The sequence below is a fragment of the Cellulomonas sp. GbtcB1 genome (assembly GCF_019091725.1).
In the GTDB taxonomy this organism is placed as follows: domain Bacteria; phylum Actinomycetota; class Actinomycetes; order Actinomycetales; family Cellulomonadaceae; genus Cellulomonas.
Map to the genome: position 1 here is coordinate 143,872 of NZ_JAGXJG010000001.1, position 26,990 is coordinate 170,861.

The 26,990-nt window shown below is 76.0% G+C and carries 22 protein-coding genes; 8 read left to right on the plus strand and 14 right to left on the minus strand.

The annotated features are described in order from the left end of the window. Window positions 1-88: 88 nt before the first annotated feature. Window positions 89-943, minus strand: coding sequence for an inositol monophosphatase family protein (locus KVT14_RS00665; protein ID WP_308160789.1), 855 nt, complete (start codon window positions 941-943; stop codon window positions 89-91). 37 nt (window positions 944-980) lie between these two features. After that, the gene (locus KVT14_RS00670) at window positions 981-1,775 is read right to left on the minus strand and encodes a TRIC cation channel family protein (protein ID WP_308160790.1); all 795 of its coding nucleotides are present in this window, start codon (window positions 1,773-1,775) and stop codon (window positions 981-983) included. 92 nt (window positions 1,776-1,867) lie between these two features. On the opposite strand from KVT14_RS00670, the gene sepH reads away from it, so the two are divergent. After that, window positions 1,868-3,001, plus strand: coding sequence for a septation protein SepH (gene sepH, locus KVT14_RS00675; RefSeq protein WP_254630126.1), 1,134 nt, complete (start codon window positions 1,868-1,870; stop codon window positions 2,999-3,001). A gap of 47 nt (window positions 3,002-3,048) precedes the next feature. Here sepH and KVT14_RS00680 read toward each other — a convergent pair whose 3' ends face one another. From KVT14_RS00680 to KVT14_RS00695, 4 genes are read right to left on the minus strand one after another with little or no spacing between them, the layout of a single operon-like run. Then, entirely contained in the window at window positions 3,049-3,708 is a 660-nt protein-coding gene (locus KVT14_RS00680; protein WP_217613876.1) for a thymidine kinase, read from the minus strand. 59 nt (window positions 3,709-3,767) lie between these two features. Then, window positions 3,768-4,946 carry an alkaline phosphatase family protein gene (locus tag KVT14_RS00685; protein WP_217613877.1) on the minus strand — a complete coding sequence of 393 codons (1,179 nt, stop codon included), beginning with the start codon at window positions 4,944-4,946 and terminating at the stop codon, window positions 3,768-3,770. A gap of 2 nt (window positions 4,947-4,948) precedes the next feature. Continuing rightward, the gene (locus KVT14_RS00690; RefSeq protein WP_217613878.1) at window positions 4,949-5,518 is read right to left on the minus strand and encodes a DUF5998 family protein; all 570 of its coding nucleotides are present in this window, start codon (window positions 5,516-5,518) and stop codon (window positions 4,949-4,951) included. Window positions 5,519-5,570: 52 nt separating this feature from the next. After that, complete coding sequence (locus KVT14_RS00695; RefSeq protein ID WP_217613879.1) at window positions 5,571-8,360, minus strand: GNAT family N-acetyltransferase; 2,790 nt, start codon at window positions 8,358-8,360, stop codon at window positions 5,571-5,573. A 114-nt stretch (window positions 8,361-8,474) separates the two neighbouring features. On the opposite strand from KVT14_RS00695, the gene KVT14_RS00700 reads away from it, so the two are divergent. Next, window positions 8,475-10,988 (plus strand): DNA topoisomerase (ATP-hydrolyzing) subunit A, encoded by a 2,514-nt coding sequence (locus KVT14_RS00700; RefSeq protein WP_217613880.1) that lies wholly within the window; start codon window positions 8,475-8,477, stop codon window positions 10,986-10,988. 227 nt (window positions 10,989-11,215) lie between these two features. On the opposite strand, the gene KVT14_RS00705 is transcribed toward KVT14_RS00700, so the two are convergent. The 3 genes from KVT14_RS00705 to KVT14_RS00715 all read right to left on the minus strand — a co-directional run bounded on the left by KVT14_RS00705 (window position 11,216) and on the right by KVT14_RS00715 (window position 15,032). Then, a complete protein-coding gene (locus tag KVT14_RS00705) occupies window positions 11,216-11,689 on the minus strand; it encodes a helix-turn-helix domain-containing protein (protein WP_217613881.1) in 474 nt (157 codons plus the stop codon). A 44-nt stretch (window positions 11,690-11,733) separates the two neighbouring features. Beyond that, window positions 11,734-12,783, minus strand: coding sequence for a GNAT family N-acetyltransferase (locus KVT14_RS00710; protein ID WP_217613882.1), 1,050 nt, complete (start codon window positions 12,781-12,783; stop codon window positions 11,734-11,736). A gap of 101 nt (window positions 12,784-12,884) precedes the next feature. Further along, window positions 12,885-15,032: a type IIA DNA topoisomerase subunit B gene (locus KVT14_RS00715; protein WP_217613883.1), complete on the minus strand. Its 2,148-nt coding sequence runs from the start codon at window positions 15,030-15,032 to the stop codon at window positions 12,885-12,887. 207 nt (window positions 15,033-15,239) lie between these two features. On the opposite strand from KVT14_RS00715, the gene KVT14_RS00720 reads away from it, so the two are divergent. Further along, window positions 15,240-15,467 carry a hypothetical protein gene (locus KVT14_RS00720; protein WP_230323286.1) on the plus strand — a complete coding sequence of 76 codons (228 nt, stop codon included), beginning with the start codon at window positions 15,240-15,242 and terminating at the stop codon, window positions 15,465-15,467. A gap of 107 nt (window positions 15,468-15,574) precedes the next feature. Here the strand turns inward: KVT14_RS00720 and KVT14_RS00725 are convergent, their stop codons facing one another. The 4 genes from KVT14_RS00725 to KVT14_RS22160 all read right to left on the minus strand — a co-directional run bounded on the left by KVT14_RS00725 (window position 15,575) and on the right by KVT14_RS22160 (window position 20,557). Beyond that, the gene (locus tag KVT14_RS00725; protein ID WP_217613884.1) at window positions 15,575-16,624 is read right to left on the minus strand and encodes an alcohol dehydrogenase catalytic domain-containing protein; all 1,050 of its coding nucleotides are present in this window, start codon (window positions 16,622-16,624) and stop codon (window positions 15,575-15,577) included. Window positions 16,625-16,817: 193 nt separating this feature from the next. Then, window positions 16,818-18,380, minus strand: a complete 1,563-nt coding sequence (locus tag KVT14_RS00730) for an RNA polymerase sigma factor (protein ID WP_308160794.1) — start codon at window positions 18,378-18,380, stop codon at window positions 16,818-16,820. A 291-nt stretch (window positions 18,381-18,671) separates the two neighbouring features. Continuing rightward, window positions 18,672-19,070, minus strand: a complete 399-nt coding sequence (locus KVT14_RS00735) for a universal stress protein (protein WP_217613885.1) — start codon at window positions 19,068-19,070, stop codon at window positions 18,672-18,674. Between the two features lie 128 nt (window positions 19,071-19,198). After that, window positions 19,199-20,557: a DUF4192 domain-containing protein gene (locus tag KVT14_RS22160; protein ID WP_254630128.1), complete on the minus strand. Its 1,359-nt coding sequence runs from the start codon at window positions 20,555-20,557 to the stop codon at window positions 19,199-19,201. Between the two features lie 127 nt (window positions 20,558-20,684). On the opposite strand from KVT14_RS22160, the gene KVT14_RS00745 reads away from it, so the two are divergent. Beyond that, window positions 20,685-21,203 carry a hypothetical protein gene (locus KVT14_RS00745; RefSeq protein WP_217613886.1) on the plus strand — a complete coding sequence of 173 codons (519 nt, stop codon included), beginning with the start codon at window positions 20,685-20,687 and terminating at the stop codon, window positions 21,201-21,203. 17 nt (window positions 21,204-21,220) lie between these two features. Continuing rightward, window positions 21,221-22,339 carry a polyprenyl synthetase family protein gene (locus tag KVT14_RS00750; protein ID WP_217613887.1) on the plus strand — a complete coding sequence of 373 codons (1,119 nt, stop codon included), beginning with the start codon at window positions 21,221-21,223 and terminating at the stop codon, window positions 22,337-22,339. 21 nt (window positions 22,340-22,360) lie between these two features. Here KVT14_RS00750 and KVT14_RS00755 read toward each other — a convergent pair whose 3' ends face one another. Then, window positions 22,361-22,780, minus strand: a complete 420-nt coding sequence (locus tag KVT14_RS00755) for an Rv2175c family DNA-binding protein (protein WP_308160795.1) — start codon at window positions 22,778-22,780, stop codon at window positions 22,361-22,363. Between the two features lie 262 nt (window positions 22,781-23,042). Between KVT14_RS00755 and KVT14_RS00760 the strand changes: the two genes are divergently transcribed. The 3 genes from KVT14_RS00760 (at window position 23,043) to KVT14_RS00770 (ending at window position 26,985) form a co-directional block, all read left to right on the plus strand. After that, entirely contained in the window at window positions 23,043-24,458 is a 1,416-nt protein-coding gene (locus KVT14_RS00760; RefSeq protein ID WP_217613889.1) for a LysM peptidoglycan-binding domain-containing protein, read from the plus strand. Window positions 24,459-24,497: 39 nt separating this feature from the next. Continuing rightward, a complete protein-coding gene (gene pknB, locus KVT14_RS00765) occupies window positions 24,498-26,519 on the plus strand; it encodes a Stk1 family PASTA domain-containing Ser/Thr kinase (protein WP_254630129.1) in 2,022 nt (673 codons plus the stop codon). An 85-nt stretch (window positions 26,520-26,604) separates the two neighbouring features. Beyond that, the gene (locus KVT14_RS00770) at window positions 26,605-26,985 is read left to right on the plus strand and encodes a helix-turn-helix transcriptional regulator (protein WP_217613990.1); all 381 of its coding nucleotides are present in this window, start codon (window positions 26,605-26,607) and stop codon (window positions 26,983-26,985) included. Window positions 26,986-26,990 lie beyond the last annotated feature (5 nt).

Below are 26,990 nucleotides of genomic sequence, written 5' to 3' on the forward strand. Positions count from 1 at the left end.
CGCGGGATCAAGCGAACGGGGGTCGCCGTTTGTTCCCGGTCAGGCGCCCCGGATTGTGCCTCATTTCGGGGCGGCGTGCACGCCCGGCTCAGTCGTCCGCGTCGGCGCCCAGGTCGGCGAGCAGCGCGGCCAGTGCGTGGACCGTCGCGGCGGGCCCGACGACGGACATCTCGACGCCCGCCGGACGCCCCCGCAGGCCGCTGACCTGCGCACCCGCCTCGATCGCGATGATCTGCCCGGCCGCGAGGTCCCACGGGTTGAGGCCGCGCTCGTAGTGCGCGTCGAGCGACCCCTCGGCCACCCGGCACAGGTCCAGCGCCGCCGAGCCGATGCGCCGGATGTCCCGGACCTGCGGCAGGAGCGCGGCGAGCACCCGGCCCTGCGCGCGGCGGCGCTGCTCGAGGTACCCGAAGCCCGTGCCGACCAGCGACGTGGCGAGCGGGCGCGCCGGGTTGGCCTCGATGCGCCGGCCGTCGCGGAACGCGCCCTGCCCGCGGCCGGCGGTGTACGTGCGGCCGTCCGCGACCGCGTGCACGCAGCCGGCGACGGGGGTCCAGCGCTCCGGGTCGGGGTCGCCGGCGACGACGCCCACCGAGACCGCGAACGCCGGGACGCCGTACAGGTAGTTGACCGTGCCGTCTATCGGGTCCAGCACCCAGGTGAGCCCGCTGGTGCCGGGCTCCAGCCCGTGCTCCTCGCCGAGCACGCCGTCCTGGGGCCGGTGCTCGGCGAGCAGGGCGCGCAGGTGGGTCTCGGACGCGAGGTCCATCGCCGTGACCGGGTCGACGTCGCTGGACTTGGTGGCGGCCACCTGCACCCGCTCGGGGCTCGTGGTGCGGATCAGGTCGCCCGCGGAGCGCGCGAGGCGCTCGGCGAGCTCGGTGAGGGCGCGGACCTCGACGGGGTCCGGCAGGGCGGCGGGAGACACGGGGGCGCTCGTCACGCGTCCCATCCTGCCCGAGCGGGCCCGGGCGCGGGGGTCAGCCTGCGTCCGGCCCGCCGGCGCCGCCGCCCGGACCCGCGCCCTCCCGGCCCGCCGCGCGCGACCGGCGCAGCCGGGCCACCCAGCGCAGCAGCGGCGCCGGCTGCTCGCGGGGCGCCCGCCCGGCCCGGCCCACGCCCCCGACCCGGCCGAGCCGGGCCCGGGCGGCCTCGCGGTCCCACGGCCCCGGCGCCTGCCAGCCGAACCGCAGCGCGACCAGCCGGACGCCGAGCACCCCGACGACCACGGCGACGACCGTGCCCTCGGACAGCGCGTCCTCGCGCCACAGCACGGCGAGCACGAGCGCCCCGAGCAGCGACGGGATGGCGTAGAGCTGGCGCTGGTGCAGCACGGCGGGGAGCTCGCCGGTGAGCAGGTCCCGCAGCACGCCGCCGCCGACGCCCGTGACGATGCCGGCGAAGACCGCCGCGGTGGCGCCGACGCCGTACTCCAGCGCCTTGACGGTCCCGACGACCGTGAACAGCGCCAGCGCCCCGGCGTCGAGGACCAGCACCAGGCGGCGCAACCGGTGCAGCGCCGGGTGCGCGGCCCAGGTGAGCAGGCCCGCGGCGCAGGCGGTCGCGACGAACTCCCACCGCGCGATCCCCACGGGCGGGATCGCGCCGATCAGCACGTCGCGCAGCAGGCCGCCGCCGAGGCCCGCGACCCAGGCCAGGACGACGATGCCGAAGATGTCGAAGCCCTTGCGCACCGCGGCCAGGCCACCGGACAGGGCGCCGACGAACACGCCCAGGAGCTCGAGCACGGGCTGCAGGGGGAGGTCGACGTGCACAGGGGAGATCATGGCAGCCGGGAGTTCCGGCGGCGCACCGCCGAGCCTCCCCGGGATCGGGCCCCGGCGATGGCAGGCTCGTCCGCGGAACGATGGGAGAGGTGATGGCCGAGCTGGAGCTGATCGGGCTGCACGAGGACGGGGAGCACCTGGTCCTCGCCGCGGCCGACGGGCAGCGCTACCGCCTGCGCATCGACGAGCCGCTGCGTGCCGCGGTGCGGCGCGACCGCCCGCAGCTGGAGCAGATCCGCGCCGAGCAGTCGGGCGTGCCGAGCCCGCGGGAGATCCAGGCGCGCGTGCGCGCTGGGCAGTCCGCGGAGCAGATCGCCGAGGAGTCGGGTCTGCCCGTCGAGCACGTGCGGCGGTTCGAGGGCCCCGTGCTCGCCGAGCGCGAGTTCGTGGCCGAGCAGGCCCGCGGGACCCGGGTGGGCCGCGACGTCGGCGCTCCGGTGCTGGGCGAGCTGGTGGTCGACCGCCTGGCGGCGCGCGGCGTCGACACGGCCGCCGTGACCTGGGACGCGTACCGCGAGAACGGCGGCGGCTGGGTGGTCATCGCGCGGTTCCGCGTGGAGGACGACGCCCGCGAGGCGCGCTGGACCTACGACGCGCAGGCGCGCGCGGTGCACGCGGAGGAGGACGAGGCCCGCTGGCTCTCCGAGACGGAGATCGCCGACGGCCCGGTCCCCCGCCGGCACCTGTCCGCCGTGCGCGACCTCGTGTACGACGTGGACGCCGACGTGCGCCCCGTGCTCGCGGCGGTCGACGCCCCCGGGCGCGCGCAGCACCGCGAGGAGGAGGATCCCGCGGACGACCTGCGGGCCACGCACGAGCTGCTGGACGACCTGCGCGCCCGGCGCGGCGTGCGGCAGACGCTCGACCTCGAGGACGACGAGGACGGCGACGCCTTCGGCGGCTTCGGGCCGCAGCACGCGTTCGACTTCGGGCAGCTCGACGAGCCCGCGGCCCCCGGGGCGCACCCGGTGGACGCCGAGCCCGCCGCCGAGGCCCGGATCTACCCGGCGCCGACCCGCCCGCGCCCGGCCGAGGACGAGCCGGAGACCCCGGTCGCGCTCGAGCCCGGCGAGCCGGAGCCCGCGCCCGCGCCGGACGAGGACACGACGCCGACGCGGCCCGAGGACCAGCCGAAGCCGCGCTCCGGCGGGCGCCGGGGCCGGCCGAAGGTGCCGAGCTGGGACGAGATCGTCTTCGGCGCGAAGCCGGAGTGAGGTCCGCGCGGGGGCGGTGACGCCGCCCCCGCGGGCGCGGTCCGGGCTCAGTCCCCCGCGAGCAGCCCGAGCGTCTGGGGCGACAGCGCCGGCGCGCCCGAGGTGCGCGCGGTCATCCGCAGCCGGTGGTGCTTGCGGCACAGCACCTCGTAGCCCACCGCGTCGCCGTCGTCCGGCACCGCGACGTCCCCGACGACGACCTGCGCGCCCTCGACGACCATGACGCCGTGCTCGGTGCGGGCGTTCTGCGTGGCGCGCGCCCCGCACCAGCACAGCGCCTGGACCTGCAGCGTCTCGACGCGGTCCGCCAGCTCGAGCAGCCGCGCCGACCCCGCGAACAGCCGGGTCCGGAAGTCGGTGGTGATCCCGAAGGCGAAGACGTCCACGTCGAGGTCGTCGACGACCCGGCCCAGCTGCTCGACCTGCTCGGCGGAGTAGAACTGCGCCTCGTCGCAGATGAGGAAGTCCACCCGCGCTCCGCGGCTGCGCCGCAGCACGACCTCGTCCCAGAAGTCCGTCGCGGGCGTGACCTCGTGCGCGGGCACCGAGAGGCCGAGCCGCGAGGACAGCACGTGCTCCCCCGCGCGGTCGTTCTGGGTGAACAGCACCCCGCCCCGGCCGCGGGCCGTGTGGTTGTGGTGCATCTGCAGCGCCAGGGTGGACTTGCCGCAGTCCATGGTGCCGCAGAAGAAGACCAGCTCGGCCACGTGCTCCTCGTTCCTCGTCGTGCTCGGTGTGCGGGGGTGGGTGCGGGCGGCGCGCCGGCTCAGGTGTGCACCGCGAGCAGCGGGACCCGCAGCTCCGCGGGGGTCAGCGACCCGTGCACGCCGACCAGCTGCAGCGACGCCGCGGTCTGGGTCCGGGAGTCCACCACCGTGGCCCGGCCCGTCGCCGCGACCACCAGGTCGCCGATCAGGGGCCGCACGTGCGCGGACACCGGGCCGAACAGCCCGGCCGCCACGGCGTCGTCCCCGGTGAGCACGACCGCGTCGTCGCCGAGCACGTCGGCCCACCGGGCCTCCGCCGCGCGCGGGTCGACGCCGGGCTCGAGGTGCACGTGCACCGCGCGCGGCTCCCCCGCGACCAGCGCGACGCCCTCGGCCAGCCCCGGGGTGGTCGCGACGTCCCGGCGCCGGGCGGGGTCCACGTCGACCATGCCGTGGTCGGCGGTGACGACGACGGTGGCGTTCTTCGGCAGCGACCGGACCAGCCGGCGCAGCTCGCCGTCGAGCGCCTCGAGCTGGTCGCCCCACTGCCAGGAGCCGGCCCCCTCGTGGTGGCCGGTCTTGTCGACGTCGCCCCAGTACAGGTAGACGAGGCCGGGCTCCCGCAGCAGCCGCAGCGCCGCGTCGACCCGCTGGGCGAGCGACTCCGCCGCGCGGTACCCGCCGCCGCGGAGCGCCGCCTCGGTCAGGCCGGAGCCCATGAACTTGGCGGGCCCGACGGTGGTCACCGTGATGCCCTGCGCGACCAGCCGCTCGAACACGGTGGGCTCGCGCTGCCACTCGCGGGCGGGGCCGAGGCCGTCCCACGACACCATGTTGGCCAGGCCGCCGCTCGCGGGGTTGCGGACGGTGTAGCCGACCAGGCCGGTGCGACCCGGGCCCGTACCGGTGCCGAACGAGCCCATGGACGCGGCCGTCGTCGACGGGTAGCCCGCGGACAGCGGCCCGGAGCCGTTCAGCAGCGACCGCAGGAACGGGGCGTGCCCGGCGCGCTCCGTGAGGTTCTCGTAGCCCAGGCCGTCGACCAGGACGACGCACACCCGGTGCGCCTCCGGCAGCCCGAGCTGTGCGCGCCGGGCCGGGCCGTCGGGCACGGGCGCGCCGAGGGCGTCGGCGACCGCGGGCAGCAGGCCGGACAGCGACGGGCCCTCGTAGTCGGGCGGCACCAGGCCCGCGTCCGCGAGCCGGGCCGGCACGGTGGACGACGCGGCGGCGGTCATCGTCAGCGCGCGCTCGCCGCGGACAGCCGCTTCGCGAACGCCACGGCGTCGCGGACCGCGCCCTCGCCCTCGGCGACCGCGGACACCCGGACGACCACGTCGTCGGGGGTCAGCGTGCCGGTCAGGCCGTGGTCCGCCTCGCAGGCCGGGTCCGCGCAGGTCGCGGGCTCCAGGTCGACCCGGGACACCGCGCCCCAGCCGACGGCGAGCGTGAGCTCGGCGGCGGCGGTGCCCGGGCGGTGCTGCTCCGGGCTCGCGATCACGTGCGTGAGCGCGACGGAGCGCAGCTCGGACAGCGGCACGGCCTCGGTGGTCGCCGCGGCGCTGGCCGACGGGTGCTCGCTGTCGGCCGGGTGGTCGTCGACGTGCGCGACCACGAGCCGCGTCGGGGTCAGCGCCAGGACCGTGACGTGCCGGCGCACCTCCTGCGCGTCGAACGTCGTCTCGGGGTGCACGAGGTAGGCCTCGACGGGCTCGTCCGCGAGCGCGACGTCCAGGACGTCGGCGACCAGGTCGGGGTAGTACCCGGCGCGGTGCAGGTCACGGAGCAGGTCGGTGGAGGGTGCAGGCACCCGGACATCCTCCCACCCGAGGGGCGGCGCCGTCACACCCCGGCCGGGAGCGTCAGGCGGGCAGCGCGCGGCGCGGGCCGTCCGCCCGGGTGCCGGCCACCCCGACGCGGGCCGTCGCGCCCAGCACGTAGGCGCCGCGCTCGGCCACCACGACCGGGTTGAGCTCCAGGTGCAGCAGCTCCGGGAGCTGGTCCGACAGCACGGCCACCCGGGCCAGCACGTCCTCCAGCGCGGCGACGTCGAGCGGGGGCACGCCCCGGTAGCCGAACAGCCGGGGCGACGACCGCGGCGCGCGCACCATGTCGGACACGTCCACGTCGGTGAGCGGCGGCACCGCCCAGGCCACGTCGCCGAGCAGGTCCGTGGTGTCGCCGCCGAGCCCGAACCCGAGCACCGGGCCGAACAGCGGGTCCTCCGCGGACCGGATGACGCAGGCGACCCCGTGCGGGGCCATCGCCTGCACCTCGAGCGGCGCGCGCCCCGGCTCGGGCTCCCGGCCCGCGGCGAGCGCGAGCACCTGGTCGACGTCGGCGCGCAGCTCGGCCTCGTCGTGCACGTCGAGCCGCACCCCGCCGAGGTCCGACCGGTGCCGCAGCGCCGGGACGGTCGACTTGAGCGCGACCGGCCAGCCCAGGCGGTCCGCGGCCGCGACGGCCTCGTCCGCGTCGTGCACGCCGACCGTCGGGAACACCTCCACCCCGGCGAGGCCCAGGAGCTCGGCGACCTGCTCGTGCGTGAGGTCGAGCGACGCCCGGCTGCCGGCCTCGTCGAGCCAGCCCGCGATGCGGCGGCGCGCGGTGCGGGCGTGGATGCCCTCGGGCGCGACGAGCCGGCCGCGGTCGGCCGCCCGCCACGCGGCGTACCGGGCCGCCTGGTCGAGCGCGAGGACGGCGTCCTCCGGGGTCGTGTACGCGGGGACCGTGCGCAGGGCGCCGTCCGCGTCCGGCGCGGTGAGGGCGGGCGTCGCGCCGTGCAGCCCCAGCAGGCAGGCCACCGACGTCCGGCCCGACCCGGCGGCGTGCCGGGCGAGCGCCTGGGCGACGCGGTCGTCCCGCGGTCCCACGGTCGGGACGTGCATGGTGACGACGACCTCGACGTCCGGGTCGGCGTACACCGCGGCGAACGTGCGCTCGACCTTCGCGTCGTCGGCGTCCTCGTGCAGGATCGCCGGCGCGCGGGCGACGGTGAACCCCGCGGCGGCGAGCGCCTCGGACACCAGCGACGCGGCGGCGGACGACGAGGCGACGACCGCGGCGCGGCGGCCCGGGGGCAGCGGCTGCAGGGCGAACAGCTGCGACACCTCGAGCATCTGGTGCACGTTGTCGACCAGCACGACGCCCGAGCGCCGCATCACCTCCTGCAGCGTCTGCCGCGAGGCCTGCGTGGGCCGGACGGCGTGCCCGGGCGGCACGACGTGGCCGGACCGGCCGGCGGTCACCACGACGACGGGCTTCGCGGCGGCCAGGCGCCGGGCGACGCGGGAGAACTTGCGCGGGTTGCCGATCGACTCCAGGTACAGCGCCACGACGTCCGTCGCGTCGTCGTCCTGCCAGAACTGCATGAGGTCGTTGCCGGACACGTCCGCACGGTTGCCCGCGGACACGAGGTGCGCGAGGCCGAGGTGCCGGCGGCGCACCGAGCCGAGGATCGACACCGCGGTCGAGGCGGACTGGCAGAACAGCCCGATGCGCCCGGGCGGCGGCGGGTCCTCGGTGAGCGAGGCGTTGAGCAGGCCGCCCGCGGCGTGCGCGAGCAGGCCGTACGACCGCGGGCCGACCACCCGGAGCCCGGCGGCGTGCGCGGCGCGCAGCAGGGCACGCTGCAGCGCGAGGCCGGTGGGGCCCTGCTCGGCGTACCCGCCCGACAGCACGACGACGCCCTTGACGCCGAGCCGGCCGAGCACACGGACCGCGACGACGGCCTCCGCGGCGGGCAGCGCGAGCACCGCGAGGTCGACGGGGCCGGGGACGTCGTCGAGGCGGTCCCAGTGGTGCACCGTCGGGCGCGGGTCGGCGCCGTCGGGCGCCGGGCGCCCGACCACGTGCACCTCGACGCCGCGCTCGTCGCCGCCGGCCGCCGTGACGGCGCCGGTGCGGTGCGCGGGGTCCTCGGCGGACGGGACGCCGCCGACCAGGTCCGCCAGCACGCGCTCGGCGCGGCGGTCGTCCAGGGACCCCGGCTCGGCGTTCGGCGACGACAGCACCAGCACCGACCGGGCGGTCAGCAGCGCCTGGACGCTGCGCGCCTCCGCGGCGTGCTCGCGGGCCATCATCACCGCGAGCGACCGGTCCGTCGGGTCGATGTCGAAGCCCACCGTCACCACGCCGTCCTCCAGGCGCTGCTGCAGCGAGTACCCGGCCTCGCGGAACACCGCGATCATCCGGCCGTTCTGCGGCAGCACGTCGGCGGTGAACCGGCGGATGCCGCGCTCGCGCGCCGCCGCGGCCAGGTGCTCCAGCAGCACCGAGCCGAGCCCGCGGCCGTGGTGCGCGTCGGCGATGTTGAACGCCACCTCGGCCTCGTCGGGGCCGACCTTGTCGTACCGGGCGACGCCGATGATCGCGTCGTCCCCCGTCACCGCCACCAGCGCGACCCGGTCCCGGTGGTCGACGCGGGTGAACCGCGCGAGGTCCCGGTCGCCCAGCCGCTCCAGCGGGGCGAAGAACCGGAACACGATCGACGCCTCGGACTGGCCGACGTGGAACGACTGCAGGGCGTCCGCGTCCTCGGGGCGGATCGGCCGCACGTGCGTGGTGCTGCCGTCGCGGAGGACGACGTCGGCCTCCCAGCTCTCCGGGTAGTCCGCCGCCTCGTCGGGCGCGCCCCCGGTGCTCTCGGCCATGCCCACGAGCCTAACCAACCGGCGCGCCGCGCGTCGTGGTGGTCCACAGGCTCGCGGAGCGGCGACAATGGGCGCCGACCACCCGCACCGCCGATCCCGGGAGCAGCCCCCAGCATGGCGCGCCGCAGCAGCACACCCGACGTCCCGCCGGAGGACGTCGTCGAGCGCATCGTCGACATCGACGTCGCCACCGAGATGGAGGGCTCGTTCCTCGAGTACGCCTACTCGGTCATCTACTCGCGCGCCCTGCCCGACGCCCGCGACGGCCTCAAGCCGGTGCAGCGCCGCATCCTGTTCCAGATGTCCGACATGGGCCTGCGCCCGGACCGGCCGTTCGTGAAGTCGGCCCGCGTGGTCGGCGAGGTGATGGGCAAGCTGCACCCGCACGGCGACACCGCGATCTACGACGCGATGGTCCGCATGGCGCAGCCGTTCTCGCTGCGGCTGCCGCTGGTCGACGGGCACGGCAACTTCGGCTCGCTCGACGACGGGCCCGCCGCCCCCCGGTACACCGAGGCGCGCATGGCGCCGTCCGCGCTCGCGATGACGCAGAGCCTGGACGAGGACGTCGTCGACTTCGTCCCGAACTACGACAACAAGCTGACCCAGCCCGGCGTGCTGCCCGCCGCGATCCCCAACCTGCTGGTCAACGGCGCGTCCGGCATCGCGGTCGGCATGGCCACGAACATGGCCCCGCACAACCTGGTCGAGGTCGTCGCGGCCGCCCGGCACCTCGTGCTGCACCCCGAGGCGACGCTGGACGAGCTCATGCGGTTCGTGCCCGGCCCCGACCTGCCCAGCGGCGGCAAGATCGTCGGCCTGGAGGGCGTGCGCGACGCCTACCGCACCGGCCGCGGCGCGTTCCGCACCCGGGCCACCGCCCGGATCGAGAACGTCACCCCGCGCCGCAAGGGCATCGTCGTCACCGAGCTGCCGTACACCGTCGGCCCGGAGAAGGTCATCGAGAAGATCAAGGAGGGCGTGCAGTCCAAGAAGCTCTCCGGCATCTCGGACGCCCTCGACCTCACCGACCGGCAGCACGGCCTGCGCCTCGTCATCGAGGTCAAGACCGGGTTCAACCCCGAGGCCGTGCTGGAGCAGCTCTACCGGTACACCCCGCTCGAGGACTCGTTCTCGATCAACAACGTCGCCCTGGTCGACGGCCAGCCCCGCACCCTCGGGCTGCGCGACCTGCTCCAGGTGTGGGTCGACCACCGGATCTCCGTGGTGCGGCGCCGGAGCCAGTTCCGGCTGCGGAAGAAGCAGGAGCGGCTGCACCTCGTCGAGGGCCTGCTCATCGCCATCGTCGACATCGACGAGGTCATCCAGGTCATCCGGTCCTCCGACGACGCGGACGCCGCGCGCACCCGGCTGCGCCAGGTGTTCGACCTGTCCGAGCCGCAGGCCGAGTACATCCTCGAGCTCCGGCTGCGCCGGCTGACCAAGTTCTCCCGCATCGAGCTGGAGAAGGAGCGCGACGAGCTGCTCGGCGAGATCGAGGCGCTGCAGGCGATCCTCGGCGACGAGGCGCTGCTGCGGACCACGGTCAGCGACGAGATGGCGGAGGTCGCCGCGACCTACGGCACCCCGCGCCGCACGATCCTGCTGGAGTCCGCGGGCGGCGTCGCCACCGCCGCCGAGGGCGCGCCCGCGCCGCGGTCCGGCCGGTCCGCCGCCCCCGCGCTGTCGCTCGAGATCGAGGACTCCCCCTGCTACGCGCTGCTGTCCGCGACCGGCCTGGTCGCGCGCACCGGCAGCACCGACGTCGAGCTGCGGCCCGCGCCCGGCGCAGGCCGGTCCAAGCACGACGTGCTGGCCGGCGCCGTCGCGACCTCCGTGCGCGGCGAGGTCGGCGTGCTGACGTCCCGCGGCGTCGTCCGGCGGGTGTCCGTGCTCGACCTGCCGGGCCTGCCGCCGACCGACGGCGCGCCGAACCTCTCCGGCGGCCTCCCGCTCTCCGAGCTCCTCGCGCTCGACAGGGGCGAGAAGGTCGTCGGGCTGGTCCCCGTGACCGCCGACGCCCCGACGCTGGCGGTCGGCACCGCGCAGGGCGTGGTCAAGCGGGTCAGCTCCGGCGAGGCGCCCGCGAACCGCGACTCCTGGGAGGTCATCGGCCTCAAGGACGGCGACGAGGTGGTCGGCTGCGCGACCGTGACCGACGAGGACGAGCTCGTGTTCGTCGCCTCCGACGCCGCGCTGCTGCACTTCCCGGCGGCGTCCGTGCGCCCGCAGGGCCGGCCCGCGGGCGGCATGGCGGGCATCAAGCTCGCCGCCGGCCAGCGGGTGGTGCACTTCGGCGCGCTGCCCGCGGGCTCCGACGCGGTCGACGACGCCGAGGGCCCGGTCGTGGTGACCGTCGCCGGGGCGTCGGACGCGCTCCCGGGCACGCAGGCGGGCTCGGCCAAGGTCACGCCGTTCTCCCGGTACCCCGGCAAGGGCCGCGCCACCGGCGGCGTCCGGGCGCACCGGTTCCTCAAGGGCGAGGACGCGCTGTTCCTCGCCTGGGTCGGCCCGGCCCCCGCGCGCGCGACGGGCTCGGCGGGCCAGCCGGTCGACCTGCCGGAGCCGGACGACCGCCGCGACGGCTCGGGCCAGCCCCTGGCGGCCCCGCCCCTGGCGATCGGCTGACCCGGCGGCCCCACCGCGCCACCGCGCCACGGCCCCACCGCGCCACCGCGCCACCGCGCCACCGCGCCACCGCGCCGAGTGTGTACGCGACACGTCGAGTGCCTGTCCCCTGGATAGGCACTCGACGTGTCGGATAGGCACTCGCGGGGCCACGCGGGCGGACGGGCGCACGGGCCGAGCTCGCGGCCTCCAGGGCGACCCGCCGGCGCAGCGCCGACGGGCGCGGGTCAGCGGGCCTGGCCCGTGGCGGCGATGCGCGCGCGGACCAGGCCCGACACCTCGACCAGCGACGCCACCTGCGCGTCGTCCAGCGGCGACAGCAGCAGGTCGCGCACCAGCACCCGGCGGGTCTGCTGCGCGGCCCGCGCGGCCGCCTCGCCCGCCTCGGTGAGGCAGACGACCGTGCCGCGGCCGTCCTGGCGGTCGCGGCTGCGCGTCACGAGCCCGCGGGACTCCATGCGGCGCAGCTGGTGCGAGACCCGGCTGTCCTGCCACTCGGCCGCGGCGGCGAGGTCCTTGGCCCGCAGACCGGGGTGCCCGGCCGCGAGCAGCGGCTCGAGCAGCTCGAGGTCGGCGACGGACACGCCGGCGTCGGCGCCGAGCCCGCGCTCGAGCGCCGTGAACATCTCCCGGGAGAGTCCCAGGTACATGCGCCAGGTGGCGTCCTCGTCGACCTGCGCGCGCCCGTCCTCTGGAGCCATGGGCACAGCGTAGGGCCCCGCCGTCGCGCGACGGGGCCGTTCCGTCAGACCTCGATCGTGTACATGATCGCGCCGTGCGTCACCTCGTAGCCGAGGCTGGCGTACAGGCCGTGCGCGCCCGACGGGTTCTCGGTGTCGACGTCGAGCTCCGCGTACTGCATGCCGTCCGCCCGGAACGACGCCATGGCGGCGGTCAGCAGCGCCGGCGCGAGGCCGCGTCCGCGCCACGCGCGCCGCACGCCGAGCAGCTCGGTGTAGCCCGACGTGAACCCCGCGATCTCCCAGTCGTGCTCGTACCGGCCGGAGATCGTGTAGCCCGCGACGTCGCCGGTGGCCTCGTCGAGGGCCACGTGGCTCCACTGCGGGGCGAACATCGCGCGGCCCTGCTGCCAGTGCTCCGCCGTCCGGGGCTCGCTCCCCCAGTGGTCGGCGAACGCCTCGTTGTGCGCCAGCCGCACGGCGTCGTCGAGCTCGGCCGACCACGGCACGACGCGCACGCCGTCGAGCGGGCGGGGCTCCGGCAGCGGCCGGGACAGGTCCCGGCGCATGTCGGTGAAGTACCGGATCGGCGCGAACCCCGCGGCGGCGTGCAGGGCGAGGGCGTCGGCGCGGTGGTCCTCGAGGAAGGCGGCGATGCGTCCCGGGGCGTCCTTGCCGGACTCCGCGAGCTTCTGCCGGGCCCGGGCGGTCGCCCAGGCCAGGACCGCGCGCCCGATGCCGCGACCGCGCCACTCCGGGTCCACGCCGCCCTGCACCCACACGCGGATGACCCGGACGTCCCCGGGCGGCGCGTCGAGGCTGATCCACGCGCGCGGGACCCCGTCGGCGTCGAGCCCGACCCGCGTGTCCCGCGCCGGGTTCTTCCAGTCGCCGTCGAAGCCCTCGCCGACCTCGGTCTCGCTGGTGCGGAACGGCTGGGCGTCGGCGGCCTCGACGCGCGCGACCAGCGCGGCCAGCACGGGGACGTCGTCGCGGGTCAGCGGCCGCCAGGTCAGGCCCGTGGCGGCGGGGTCGGGCTCGGGGAGCGTCGCGGGCGCGGCGGCGCGCACCGCGAGCGGCGGGACGGCGGCGGGCGTCTCAGGCGTCTCGGGCATGCGGGACACGGTGCCCGACCGCCGCCCGCCCTGTCACGCGGAATCGCCGCTGACGCCCCGGAGGCGCAGGTCACGGGCGCCCGCCCACGGGACCCGCGACGTCAGGCGTCGATCTGCGAGGCGTCCAGCGTCGACGCGCCGGCCACGATGAAGTCCTTGCGCGGCGCGACGTCCGAGCCCATGAGCAGCTCGAACGTCTCCTCCGCGCTGCGGACCAGCGCGTCGGCGGACTCGGCGGCGGGCAGGGTCACCCGGCGCAGCGTGCGGTGCCGCGGGTCCATCGTCGTCTCCGACAGCTGGTCCGCGTCCATCTCGCCGAGGCCCTTGTAGCGCTGGATGTCCTCCTTGTAGCGCTTGCCGGCCTTGTCGAGCTTCTTCAGCGTCGCGGTGAGCTCGGCCTCGGAGTATGTGTAGATGTACTCGTTCTTCCGGCTGCCGGCGCCGATCACCTCGATGCGGTGCAGCGGCGGGACCGCGGCGTACACCCGGCCGGCCTCGACCAGCGGGCGCATGTACCGGAAGAACAGCGTGAGCAGCAGGGTGCGGATGTGCGCGCCGTCGACGTCGGCGTCGGTCATCAGCACGATCTTCCCGTACCGCGCGGCGTCGAGGTCGAACGTGCGGCCGGAGCCCGCGCCGATCACCTGGATGATCGCGGCGCACTCGGCGTTGCGCAGCATGTCCGAGATCGACGCCTTCTGGACGTTGAGGATCTTGCCGCGGATCGGCAGCAGCGCCTGGAAGTCCGACGACCGCGCGAGCTTGGCGGTGCCGAGCGCGCTGTCGCCCTCGACGATGAACAGCTCGCTGCGCGACACGTCGTCGCTGCGGCAGTCGGCGAGCTTCGCGGGCAGGGACGAGGACTCCAGCGCCGTCTTCCGGCGGGAGATCTCCTTCTGCTTGCGCGCCGAGACGCGGGCACGCATCTCCCCCACGACCTTGTCGAGCAGCGCGGCCGACTGGGCCTTGTGCTCGCGCTTGGCCGACGTCATCAGCGCGGCGAGCTCGGTGTCGACGACCTTCGCGACGATGTTCCGGACCGGGGCGGTGCCGAGCACCTCCTTGGTCTGGCCCTCGAACTGCGGCTCGGCCAGCCGGACGGTCACGACGGCGGTGAGGCCGGCGAGGACGTCGTCCTTCTCGATCTTCTCCCCGCCCTCCTTGGCGGAGATCTTCAGCCGGCGGGCGTTGGCCTCGACCTGCTTGCGGATCGTGCGGAGCACCGCGGTCTCGAAGCCCGCCAGGTGCGAGCCGCCCTTGGGCGTCGCGATGATGTTGACGAAGGTGCGGACCTCGGTCTCGTAGCCCGTGCCCCAGCGGAGCGCCACGTCGACCTCGCAGTCGCGCTGCACCTCCTGCGGGGTCATGTGCCCGCGCGCGTCGAGGACCGGCACCGTCTCCGAGAACGTGCCCGAGCCCGTGAGCTGCCAGGTGTCGGTGACCGGGGCGTCCGGGGCGAGGAAGTCGGCGAAGTCGACCGTGCCGCCGTCGTGCCGGAACACCTCCTCGTGCGGGCCCTCGGCCGCGGGCGTGCCGGGCAGGCCCCGCTCGTCGCGGACCGTGATCGTCAGGCCCGGCACCAGGAAGCTGGTCTGCCGCGCGCGGGTCACGAGCTCGTCGTAGGAGAACACCGCCGACGTCGGGAAGATGTTCCGGTCGGCCCAGTACCGGATGCGGGTGCCCGTGCGGCCCTTGGCGACCTTGCCGACGACGTCGAGCTGCGAGCGGGCGACGAACGGCTCGAACGGCGACTCGGGGCTGCGGCCCGCCGCGTCGTCGAACACGCCCGGCTCGCCGCGGTGGAACGTCATGCGGTGCGTCTTGCCGCCGCGATCCACCTCGACGTCGAGGCGCTCGGACAGCGCGTTGACCACCGAGGCGCCGACGCCGTGCAGGCCGCCGGACGCGCCGTAGGACCCGCCGCCGAACTTGCCGCCCGCGTGCAGCTTGGTGAGCACGACCTCGACGCCGGTCAGGCCGGTCTTGGGCTCGACGTCGACCGGGATGCCGCGGCCGCTGTCGCGGACCTCCACCGACGAGTCGGCGTGCAGCACGATGTCGATGCGGTCGCCGTGGCCGGCCAGGGCCTCGTCGACCGAGTTGTCGATGATCTCCCAGAGGCAGTGCATGAGGCCCCGGGAGTCGGTGGAGCCGATGTACATGCCCGGGCGCTTGCGGACCGCCTCGAGCCCCTCCAGCACGGAGAGGTGACGGGCGGTGTAGCTGGACTCGGCGGAAGCGGTCGACACGAGTCCCGAGGGTAATCGCTCGGACCGACAGAACCGCGGCACCATGCCGCTCCCGGGCGCCGTTCCTCAGGACGCCGTGCGCGCGCGGTCACGATCCGGTGTCGGTCGCGTGACAGGTCGATGACGTCGGGTGATCCGGCGTACGCGGTGAGCGAACCACCCGCCCTCGACGGGAAGGATCCCGGCCGGAGATGGTTGTATGACAACGTGACGGAGACGATCGAGACCACGAACCCGCTGACCGCAGCCGACCGCTGCGACCGCTGCGGCGCTCAGGCCTACGTCCGCGTGCAGCTGCCCGTGGGCGAGCTCCTGTTCTGCGCGCACCACGCGCGCGAGCACGCGCCGAAGTACTCGCAGGTCGCGACCCACGTGCAGGACGAGACGGACAAACTGCTCGCCGAGCACGGAGCCGGAGCCGGCGCCGCTCGCTGAGCGCGCCACGAGACCGGCGGCGCACCGGGGACCGGTGCCGCACGCCGCGACGACACGAAGAACGGGGCCCGTCCGGCTGCAGCCGGACGGGCCCCTTCCGTGTGCGGTCACCGCCGCAGGACGACCTTGAGCGCGTCGTGCTGCGCGGCGGCGCCGAACACCTCGTACGCCTCGTGCATCTGGTCGAGCGCGAACGTGTGGGTCCCCATCGGGCGGATGTCGAGCGAGCCCTCCGCCACGAGATCCAGCAGCATCGGCGCCGTGACGCCGTCGACCAGGCCCATCGTGACGGTGATGTTCTCGATCCACAGCCGGTCGATCGGCAGCGTCACCGGGTGCCCGTGCACGCCGATGTTGGCGACGTGGCCGTACGGGACCACGAGGTCGAACGCGGCCTCCAGGGTCGGCGGGAGGCCGACGGCCTCCATCACGACGTCCGCGCCGCGCCCGCCGCAGAGCGCCCGCACCTCGTCCTGCCAGCCGGCGGCACCCGAGTTCACGGCGTGCGTCGCGCCGAAATCCTGCACGGCCCGGTCGAGCCGGAACGGGTCGAGGTCGACCGCGACCACCCGGCGGGCGCCGTGCAGGTGCGCGGTCGCCATGGCCGCGAGCCCGACCGGACCGGCGCCGATGCAGACCACCGTGTCGCCGGGCGAGACCGCGCCGTTGCGGACGCCCATCTCGTAGCCGGTCGGGAAGATGTCCGACAGGAAGATCACCTCCTCGTCGGACAGGCCCGCCGGCACGCGGTGCAGCGACGTGTCGCCGAACGGCACCCGGACCAGCTCCGCCTGGGTGCCGTCCACCAGGTGCCCGAGCACCCAGCCGATCCCGCCGACCGACTGGCAGTGGCTCGCCCGGCCGACCCGGCAGTAGCGGCACGTGCCGCACGACGTGATGGCCGGCACGACGACGCGGTCCCCCACCGCGAACTTCCCGACGCTCGCACCGACCTCGACCACGGTGCCGACGGCCTCGTGGCCCAGGACGCGCCCGGGCGTGACCGCGGGGACGTCGCCGAGCAGGATGTGCAGGTCCGTGCCGCAGATCGTGGTCGTGTCGACCCGGACGACCACGTCGGTCGCGTCGACGACGTGCGCGTCGGGCACGTCCTCCCACTCCTTGCGTCCCGGGCCGTGGTAGACGAGTGCCTTCATCGCGGGACCTCCTCCGGCGGGCGCCGTCGCCCGCCTGCCTGGGTCGCCTCGCCGTCGAGGTGACCTTCGTCCCCCATCCACCTCCGGCGCGCGCGGCCCCGAGTGGGACCGAGGTCCCGATCCGGACATCCCGCCGCCCCCGGGTACGACGAAGGGCCCACCCCGTGCGGGATGGGCCCTTCGTGGTACCGGCTCAGTCCAGGTAGTCGCGCAGCACCTGGGAGCGGCTCGGGTGGCGCAGCTTGGACATCGTCTTCGACTCGATCTGGCGGATCCGCTCACGGGTCACGCCGTAGACCTTGCCGATCTCGTCCAGCGTCTTCGGCTGGCCGTCCGTGAGGCCGAACCGCATCGAGACGACGCCGGCCTCGCGCTCGGACAGGGTGTCCAGCACCTGGTGCAGCTGCTCCTGGAGCAGCGTGAAGCTCACCGCGTCCGCGGGCACGACGGCCTCGGAGTCCTCGATGAGGTCGCCGAACTCGCTGTCGCCGTCCTCGCCGAGCGGGGTGTGCAGGGAGATGGGCTCGCGGCCGTACTTCTGGACCTCGACGACCTTCTCGGGGGTCATGTCGAGCTCCTTGGCGAGCTCCTCCGGCGTGGGCTCCCGGCCGAGGTCCTGGAGCATCTGCCGCTGCACGCGCGCCAGCTTGTTGATGACCTCGACCATGTGCACCGGGATGCGGATGGTGCGGGCCTGGTCGGCCATCGCGCGGGTGATCGCCTGGCGGATCCACCACGTGGCGTACGTCGAGAACTTGTAGCCCTTGGTGTAGTCGAACTTCTCGACCGCGCGGATCAGACCGAGGTTGCCCTCCTGGATCAGGTCCAGGAACAGCATGCCGCGGCCGGTGTAACGCTTGGCGAGCGAGACGACGAGGCGGAGGTTGGCCTCGAGCAGGTGGTTCTTGGCGCGGCGGCCGTCCTGCGCGATCCACTGGAGCTCGCGGCGCGCCTTCGGCTCGAGGTCGTCGCCGATCGCGGCGAGGCGCTCCTCGGCGAACAGGCCGGCCTCGATGCGCTTGGCGAGCTCGACCTCCTGCTCGGCGTTCAGCAGCGCGACCTTGCCGATCTGCTTGAGGTAGTCCTTGACCGGGTCGGCGGTGGCGCCCGCGGTCACGACCTGCTGGGCCGGGGCGTCGTCCTCGTCGCGGTCGGACACGACGAAGCCGGTGTCCGTGGACTCCTCGGCCGCGGGGGCCTTCGTGGCGGCGGCGGGGGTCTCCTCGGACTCGCCGTCCTCCGTGGTCTCCTCGGCGTCGTCGCCGGCCTCGATCTCGGTGTCGTCGATCTCGACGTCCTCGAGCTCGACGTCCTCCTCGTCGCCGTCCTCGTCCGACTTGGCCTTGGTGGCCTTCGTCGCCTTGACGGGCTTGGCGGTGGCGGCCTTGCCGGCGGTCGCCTTCTTGGCGGCCGGCTTGGCGGCGGCGGCGCGCGTCTTGCGGGCGGGCTTCTCGGCCGCCTCGTCGCCGTCCTCGGCCGCGACGACGGCCTTGGCCGACGGGCGCGCCTTGGCGGTGGTGGCCGCGACGGCGCGGGCGGGCGCGGCGGTCGGCTCCTCGATGGTGATGCCGGCGTTGGCCAGACCGCGCACGACGGCCTTCAGCCGCCGGGCGTCCTCCACCTGAGCGGCCTCGCACGCGTGACGCAGCGCAGCGGCGTCGACGCTGCCGTTGGTGCGCCCGGCGCGCACGAGGTCCTGCAGGGCGGGGTGCTCGAACTCACGCGGGAGAGTGGGGGTGGGAGTCTGGGGCGTCACGAATGACCTTTCGGCAGCAAGGGACCCGGTTCGGCGCATCGGGTACCTCGATATTGTACCGGCCCGCACCCACCTCGGGATGCCCCCGGACGGGCGGCGAGGCCTCGGTCCGGCAGGCCGGATGACCTGTCGTAGGTGCTCAACGCACGACGCCCGCCACGGATTCCCGTGGCGGGCGTCGGAGGTGCGCGGGTCGCAGGTCCCGGCGTGTCCCGGGCACCCGGGCGTGTCGGCGCCGAGGTGCCGGGGCGCGTCGGCGCCGACGTGCCGGGGCGTGCCCGGAGCCCCGGGTCAGCTCGGGTCGGGCTTGACCGCCAGGACCGGGCACGGGGAGTCGAGCAGGATGCGCTGCGCGTTGGCGCCGAGGATGAGCTTGCCCACCGGGCTCCGCCGGCGCAGGCCGATGACGATGAGGGTGGCGTCGGTCTCCTCCGCGGTGCCGATGAGCGACTCCGCGACGTCGCGCCCGCCGGTGATGACGCGGACGTCGTGCGGGACGTCCTCCGACTCGAGCGACGCGCGGACCTCGTCGAGCGCGGCGGCGAGCTCGGCCCGCTGCTCGTCGGTCTCGTCCCCGCGCTCGCTCACGACGACGACCAGCGGCTCGGACCGCCGGACCGCCTCGCCCGTCGCCGCGGCGAGGGCGGCACGCCCCTCGACCGTCGCCAGGTACCCGACCACGATGCTCATGTGTGCTCCTCGCACGTGCGCTGTGCGTCCTCGGGCGCGCACCGGTGCGCCGTCGCGCGGGTGCGGGCCGTGGACCGTGGTCCGACCGTACCGGAAGGGGTCGGGGCGCACGACCGGCCGCGGGGCGCTCAGCAGCGGCGACGCACCCACCCGGGCGGGAGCCCTGCGCCGAGGGCCCGGTCGAGCAGCTCGGCGAGCCGGTGACCGGGGTCCTGGTCGAGCGCCCGCTCGACCAGGACCGAGGCCCGGACGGCGTCCCCGTCCCACCACGCCAGGAGGGCGAGCACGGTGAGGGCGGGCGCCTGCTGGTCGCGGCGCCCGTGCGCGACGACCTGCTCGAGGAGGGCCCGCCCCGCCGCCGTGACGTCCTCGCGGGGCTCACGGCCCCGGACGGGGTCGACCACCAGGTCGAGCGCGGCGCGCACCCGGTCGGAGACGTCGGTGGCGTCGGGCCCGGACCCGCGGTCGGCGCCGTCCCCGACCCGTCCGCCCTCCGCGCCCGGGACCTGCTCGCCGGCCTCCTCGGGCCACTGGTCCTCACCCGGCCCCGGGCCGCCCGGGACGCCCGGGAGGCCCGGGCCCGCCACACCGGTGCGGAGCACCGCCTCCGGCAGCCCGGCGTCGTCCGGGTCGACGAGGGTCAGCACGACGGCGTCGCGCACGACCGGGTCGAGCAGCGCGGCCTCGAGCCGCCCGAGCACCGCTGCGGACGGACGCGGCCCCAGGGGGTCCTGGCTCGCGCCGGCCGCGGTCCGCCACGCGTCGAGCGACCGCCGCCGCCAGCGCAGGACCGCGTCCGGTCCGTCGGCGCGCAGCAGGGCGTCGAGCCAGCGCGACCGGGCGGCCGCGGCGGACCGGCGCGGGCCGGGGGCCGCCGGGCGCACCAGCCCGAGCTCCTCGCGCGACCCGGCCACCCCTCCGCGGGCGCCGACCAGCCGACCCGCGAGCTCCCCGCCCGACAGGTCGGCGAGCGGGTGGCCACCCACCGGGCAGCAGCCGGGGTCCCGGCAGTCCAGCCCGACGTAGCGCCCCTCGTCGACGGACCAGACGGTCAGCGGCGCGAGGTCGGCGACGGCGCGCCGGAGCACGTCCGCGGCGCGCCCGGCACGGGAGCCGCGGGCGACCCGCAGGCCGCGGTCGGGGTCGCGCGGGTCGCCCTCCCCCGCGTGCAGGACGACGACGACCTCCGCGGCGCCGTCCGCGCGCAGATGACCCGCGAGCGAGTCGGCGAGCAGCGCGCCGTCCGGTCCCACGACGTCGGCCAGGTCGGTGCGCACGACGACCCCGAGCCGGCGGCCCGGCGGCCGGAGCGACACGAGCACGGCGGAGTCCCGCGGCGGGAAGCCGAGCAGGTACGGCACGAGCGCGAGCAGCTCGCGGGGGTGCCCGAGCCGGAGCGTGGCGCGGGGGTCGGAGAGGCCGGCGGCGGGGGCGTCGGCGGGAGGGTCGTCGGGCCGGGAGCCCGGCCGGGGCGCTGTGGTCGTCATGGCCCCACCCGACCGCACCGCGGGCATCACCCGCCGCGCCACCGGCCCCGCCCTGGGGACGGCGCACCACCTCCGTGCCTGTGGAGGGCTCGGCACCCGCTCACCGAGCGGCGCTACTGTGGCGCCCGTGCTCCGCCGTCCCGCCGCCGTCGTCCTCCTCGCCCTCGTGGCTCTCGGCACGGCGGGCTGCACCGGCGACGACGACGCCGCTCGGCCGACCGGCACCGCCGCGACCGGCGCCGCCACGGCACCCGCGCCGGCGCCCACCGAGTCGCTCCTGCCGAGCCCGACGTCGACGGGGTCCGCGGTCGGCGACCTGGCGGCCGGGTTCCCGTCGGACCTGGTGTCCCCGCCCGAGGGCAGCGAGATCCTGGTCTCGAGCGCCGACACCGACGCGGCGACCGGGCTGACGACGATCAGCCTCAACCTGCGCAGCCCGCTCGCGACGGACCAGCTGGTCCAGGCGGTGCGGGACCAGCTGGTCGCGGCCGGCTTCGCCGAGACGGTGGTCGACCCCGGCTCCACCGGCCTGGCGGCGACGTCGACGTTCGTCCGCGGGGACGGCGCCGCGGAGCTGCTGACGCTCGGCGTGCTCGACCGCGACGGCGTCCGCACGCTCACGCTGGGCGGGACCGTCCGGCTGTGAGGCCCTAGGCTCGCCGGGTGAGCACCGCCCCCGCACTCGTCGACGCCGAGGACCTCCGCACCCGGGTCGACGCCCTGCTCACCGAGCACGTCGAGGCGCTGCTGCCCGAGCTCGTCCGGTCCGGCGCGGGCGCGGCGCCGCTCGCCGAGGGCCTGAGCCACATGCTCGGCGGCGGCAAGCGGCTGCGGGCGGCGTTCTGCTGGTGGTCGTGGCGCGCGCACGGCGGCGACCCCGACTCCCCCGAGGCGGAGGTGGTGCTCCGCGTCGGGGCGGCGCTCGAGCTGTTCCAGGCGGCGGCGCTGTTCCACGACGACGTGATGGACGACTCCGACACCCGGCGCGGGCAGCCCGCGGCGCACCGGCGGTTCGCCGCCCGGCACGCCGAGCAGGGCTGGTCCGGCGACCCCGACCGGTTCGGCGAGTCCGCGGCGATCCTGCTCGGCGACCTCGCCCTCGTCGCGAGCGAGCGGGAGTTCGCGCGCGCAGTGGCGGACCTCGCGGCGGACCGGCGCGCCGCCGCGCACGCGGTGTTCGAGCGGATGCGGACCGAGGTCACCGTCGGGCAGTACCTCGACCTGCTCGCCGAGGTGCTGCCCTGGGGCGAGGACCCGGCGGCGGACGAGCAGCGCGCCCGCGAGGTCATCGTCGCCAAGGCGGCGCGCTACAGCGTGGAGCACCCGCTGCTGCTCGGCGCCGTCCTCGCCGGCGCCGGCGAGGACGCGCTCGCCGCCACCGCCGCGTACGGCCTGCCGCTCGGCGAGGCGTTCCAGCTCCGGGACGACCTGCTCGGCGTGTTCGGCGACCCCGCCACGACGGGCAAGCCGGCGGGCGACGACCTGCGCGAGGGCAAGCGGACCGTGCTGGTGGCGCGGGCGATGGCCCGCGCGCGGGCCGCGGGCGACGCCGGGCTCGCGGGCGCGCTGCACACCGGGCTCGGCGACCGCACGCTCGACGACGAGGCGTGCCGGTCGCTCGCCGCCCGGATCGAGGCCAGCGGCGCCGTGGCCGAGGTCGAGGGGCTCATCGCCGACCTCAGCGCGCGCGGGTTCGCCGCGCTCGCCCGGGCGGAGCTCACCGAGGACGGCCGGGCGATGCTCGTCGCCCTCGGCCACGCGGCGGTCGACCGCCGGGCCTGAGCCCGGCGGCCGGCGCGCGCGTCAGAGCAGCGCCTGCGCCCGGCGCCGCACCTCGGTCTTGTGGCCCGCGCGCAGCGCGTCCACCGGCCGGCCCGGCAGCGACTCGTCGGGCGTGAACAGCCAGGCGATCGCCTCGGCGTCGGGCATGCCGACGTCCCCGAGCACCGACAGCGTCCCCTGCAGCGAGGCGAGCACGGCCGAGCGCGCCTCGGGCGCCTCCTCGGCGTATCCCTCCGGCGCGGTGGCGGGGTTCCGCGCGTCGACCGGCACGAGGAAGGCGGCGGGGATGCTCAGGACGGGCGGGTCGCCGCGGCGGACGCCGGCGAGGCGGCGCTCCTTGAGCAGGCGGCGGACCTTCCCGGCGTCGACGCCGAGCTCCTCCGCCACGTCCGGCACGGTCAGCCAGGAGTCGACCAGGTCATCGGGGATCTGCGCAGTCACGCGGGCCAGCGTACTGACGCGCGGGCCCGGCGCGCGCACCGTCCCCCGTTCACCCTGGTGGTGCAGCGCGCTCGCCCGGGGGCGTGAGGAATGCGTCCGAAATGTCCTGGTCATTGCACCAAATGGCGCCCCCGGCTTCCCAGGCCACAGGACGTGCACTACCGTCGCACTGGTCACTCCAGTCACACGAGTCACACCAGTCACGCGCCGCCGGCGCGTTCCGCCACCGCACCACGCCGTCTCAGCACCAGGGGTCCCCACCATGTCGCAGCCCGCCCTCGCCCTCACGGACCAGGCCGCGCGCGCCCTCGGCGCCCCGGCCCGCGCCGCGGGCCGCCGCGGTCGGCGCCTCGCCACCAGCACCGGCGCGCTCGCCATCGCCGCGGTCGCGGCCACCGCCGCGGCCCCCGCCGCGCACGCCGACGAGCAGTACACGGTGCGCTCCGGCGACACCGTCAGCCACATCGCCGCGAAGTACGGCACGAGCGTGACGGCGGTGCGCAGCGCCAACGGGCTGAACGGCAGCGCCTTCATCCGCGAGGGCCAGCGCCTGACGATCCCGACCGCCGGCGGCGGAGCGGCCACCACCGCCGCCACGCCCGCCTCCGCGGGCGGCGCGCACACGGTCGCCTCCGGCGAGACCGTGTCCGCCATCGCGAAGCGGTACGGCACCACGGTCGCGGCGATCACGTCCGCGAACGGGCTCGACTCCCGCGCGTTCATCCGCGTCGGCCAGACCCTGACGATCCCGGGCGCGGCCGGTGCCACGGCGTCCGGTGCCGCGGCGGCCGCCGCCCCGGCAGCGACCGGCGGCGCGCACACCGTCGCCTCCGGCGAGACCGTGTCCGCCATCGCGAAGCGCTACGGCACCACCGTCGCCGCGGTCGTTTCCGCGAACGGCCTGGACTCCCGCGCGTTCATCCGCGTCGGCCAGACGCTGACGATCCCGGGCGCGTCCGGCGCCGCCGCGACGACCGCCGCCGCCGCGCCCACCTCCGCGGGCGGCAAGCACACCGTCGCCTCCGGCGAGACCGTCTCGGCCATCGCGAAGCGCTACGGCACCACGGTCGCGGCGATCACCTCCGCCAACGGGCTCGACTCCCGCGCGTTCATCCGCGTCGGCCAGACCCTGACGATCCCCGGCGCGTCCGGCGCCGCGGCGGCCGCCGCCCCGGCCGCGACCGGCGGCGCGCAGCTGGTGGGCAACACGTTCCTCGGCCGCACCTACGCACCGACCGTCGTCGCCTCCGCGAACGCGAACAAGGCCGCGCTGATCGCCATGGGCGTGCCGTCCAAGGCCGCGATGCAGGCCAAGGTGGCCGCGACGGCCCGCTCGATGGGCGTCGACCCGGCGCTGGCGCAGGCGATCGCGTTCCAGGAGTCCGGCTTCAACCACACCTCGGTCTCCCCCGCGAACGCCATCGGCACGATGCAGGTGATCCCGAGCTCCGGCGAGTGGGCCTCGCAGCTCGTGGGCCGCGACCTCAACCTGCTCGACCCCGACGACAACGTCGTGGCCGGCGTGGCGATCATCCGCCAGCTCGTCCGCACGTCGCCCGACCTGTCGACGGCCGTCGCGTCCTACTACCAGGGGGCGTCCTCGGTGAAGCGGAACGGCATGTTCAGCGACACCCGCCGGTACGTCGCGAACGTCCAGACGCACATGGCGCGCTACTGACCGCGGGCCTCCGGGGTCCGGGGCGTCCTCGCCCGTAGAATGCCGCCCGTGGGAGCCACCGTCACCGATCCGCTCGTCGGCCGCCTGGTCGACGGGCGCTACGAGGTCGTCCAGCGCATCGCGCGCGGCGGCATGGCGACGGTGTACCTCGCGGTCGACCGCCGGCTCGACCGCGACGTCGCGCTCAAGGTCATGCACCCGCACCTGGCCGAGGGCCGGGCGGGCGCCGACTTCGTCGCGCGGTTCCGGCGCGAGGCGCGCGCGGCGGCCCGGCTCACCCACCCCGGCCTGGTCGGCGTGTACGACCAGGGCCTCGACGGCGACACCTCGTACCTGACGATGGAGTACGTCGACGGCGTCAACCTGCGTCGGCACCTCTCGGAGCGCGGCTCGCTGAGCGTGGGCGAGGCGCTCGGGGTCGCCGAGCAGGTCCTCGACGCGCTCGGCGCCGCGCACCGCGCCGGCCTCGTGCACCGCGACGTCAAGCCCGAGAACGTGCTGATGGCGACGGACGGGCGGATCAAGGTCGCCGACTTCGGGCTGGCCCGGGCGGTCACCGAGGTGACGTCGACGACCACCGGCACGGTGTTCGGCACGGTCGCCTACCTGTCGCCGGAGCTGGTCGTCCGCGGCGAGAGCGACGCCCGCACCGACGTGTACGCCACTGGGGTCCTGCTCTACGAGATGCTGACGGGTGCGCAGCCGTTCACCGGCGAGACGCCCATCCAGATCGCGTTCCAGCACGTCAACAACGACGTGCCCGCCCCGTCCGACGCCGACGGGGCCTCCTGGCTCCCGGTCGAGGTCGACGAGCTGGTCGGTGCGCTGGCCGCCCGCGAGCCCGAGGACCGCCCCGCCGACGCCGGGGCCGCGCTGGCCCTGCTGCGCCGCACCCGCACCGCGCTGGACCCCGCGACGCTCGCGCGCCGGGTGGACCGCGACCCCGTCGTGTCCCTCCCCCAGGCCACCGACCCCGAGCAGGACACCGGCTCCTCCGCGGTCGGCGCGCGCGCCGCCGGCGACCCGGCCGACGAGCCCGCGGAGCCCGGCGACGCCACCACCCGGCTCGAGACGCCCGGCCGCACGGTCGCGCTGCCCATCGGCGCGGTGACCGTGTCCGGCTCCCCCGCCGCGGCGACCGCCCGGCGGCGCCGCCCATGGCGCTGGGTCGTCGCGGCGGTCCTGCTGCTCGCCGCGGTCGGCGGCGGCACCTGGTGGTACCTGGCGGTCGGCCCGGGCGCGTACACCACGGTGCCGGCGGTCTCCGGCCTCGCCGAGGACGACGCGCTGGGGGCGCTGGACGCCGCGGAGCTCGCGTCCGACGTCGTCCGCGCCTTCGACGACACCGTGCCCTCGGGCGACGTCGTCTCCGCCGACCCCGGGGACGGCGAGCGGGTCCGCAAGGACGGCACGGTCACGCTCACGGTGTCCAAGGGCGTCGACCTGGTGGCGATGCCCGCCGAGACCCTGGTCGGGACGATGCAGGCCGACGCCGAGGCCGCGCTCACCGCCGCCGGGCTCGAGACCGACTACGTGGACGGGGACCACTGGGACGACGGCGCCGCGATCGGCTCGGTGCTCTCCGTCACGGACGCGGACGGGAGAGCCGTGGAGCCGGGCCAGAGCCTCAAGCGCGGCTCGACCGTGCTGCTCACGCTGTCGGACGGCCCCGCGCCCGTCCGGGTCGTCTCGGTCGTCGGCGCCACGCTCGACGAGGCGACCGCCCAGCTCGAGGGCCTCGGGCTGGTCGTCGCCCCCGAGGAGGCGTTCAGCGACACCGTCGAGGCCGGCCGCGTCATCTCCCAGAGCCCCGAGGGCGGCGCCCAGGGCAAGCGCACGGACACCGTCACGCTCCAGGTGTCGAAGGGCCCCGAGACGGTCGCGATGCCGAACCTCACCGGCAAGCAGTACAACGAGGCGGCCGCCGCGCTGGAGGCGCTCGGGCTGAAAGCGGAGCGGCGCAACGTGCTCGGCGGCCTGTTCGGCACCGTCCGGGACCAGAGCGTCCCGGCCGAGCAGCAGGTGGCCAAGGGCACGACGATCACGCTGACGGTCGTCTAGACCCCCGCAGCGGCGAGCGAGGAGGCGCGACGTGCCCCATCCGTCCCTGGACGACCTTGTCCGGCTGCGCCGCGCGCGGGACCGGATGGACCGCGACTACACCCAGCCGCTCGACGTCCCCACGCTCGCGCGCGACGCGCTGATGTCCGCCGGCCACTTCTCCCGGTCGTTCCGCGCGGCGTACGGCGAGACGCCCTACGGGTACCTGATGACCCGGCGGATCGAGCGGGCCAAGGCCCTGCTGCGGCGCGGCGACCTCAGCGTCACCGACGTGTGCGTCGAGGTCGGCTGCACCTCCCTGGGCTCCTTCAGCGCGCGGTTCTCCGAGTTGGTGGGGATGAGCCCGTCCGCCTACCGCGCGCAGCAGCACGACGCCGGCGCGGCGGTTCCCGCGTGCGTCGCGAAGGTCCGCACCCGACCGGTCAGGAACGGAGAAGCGCCGCGCGACCCGGTCCCTCTAGCGTGACGGCC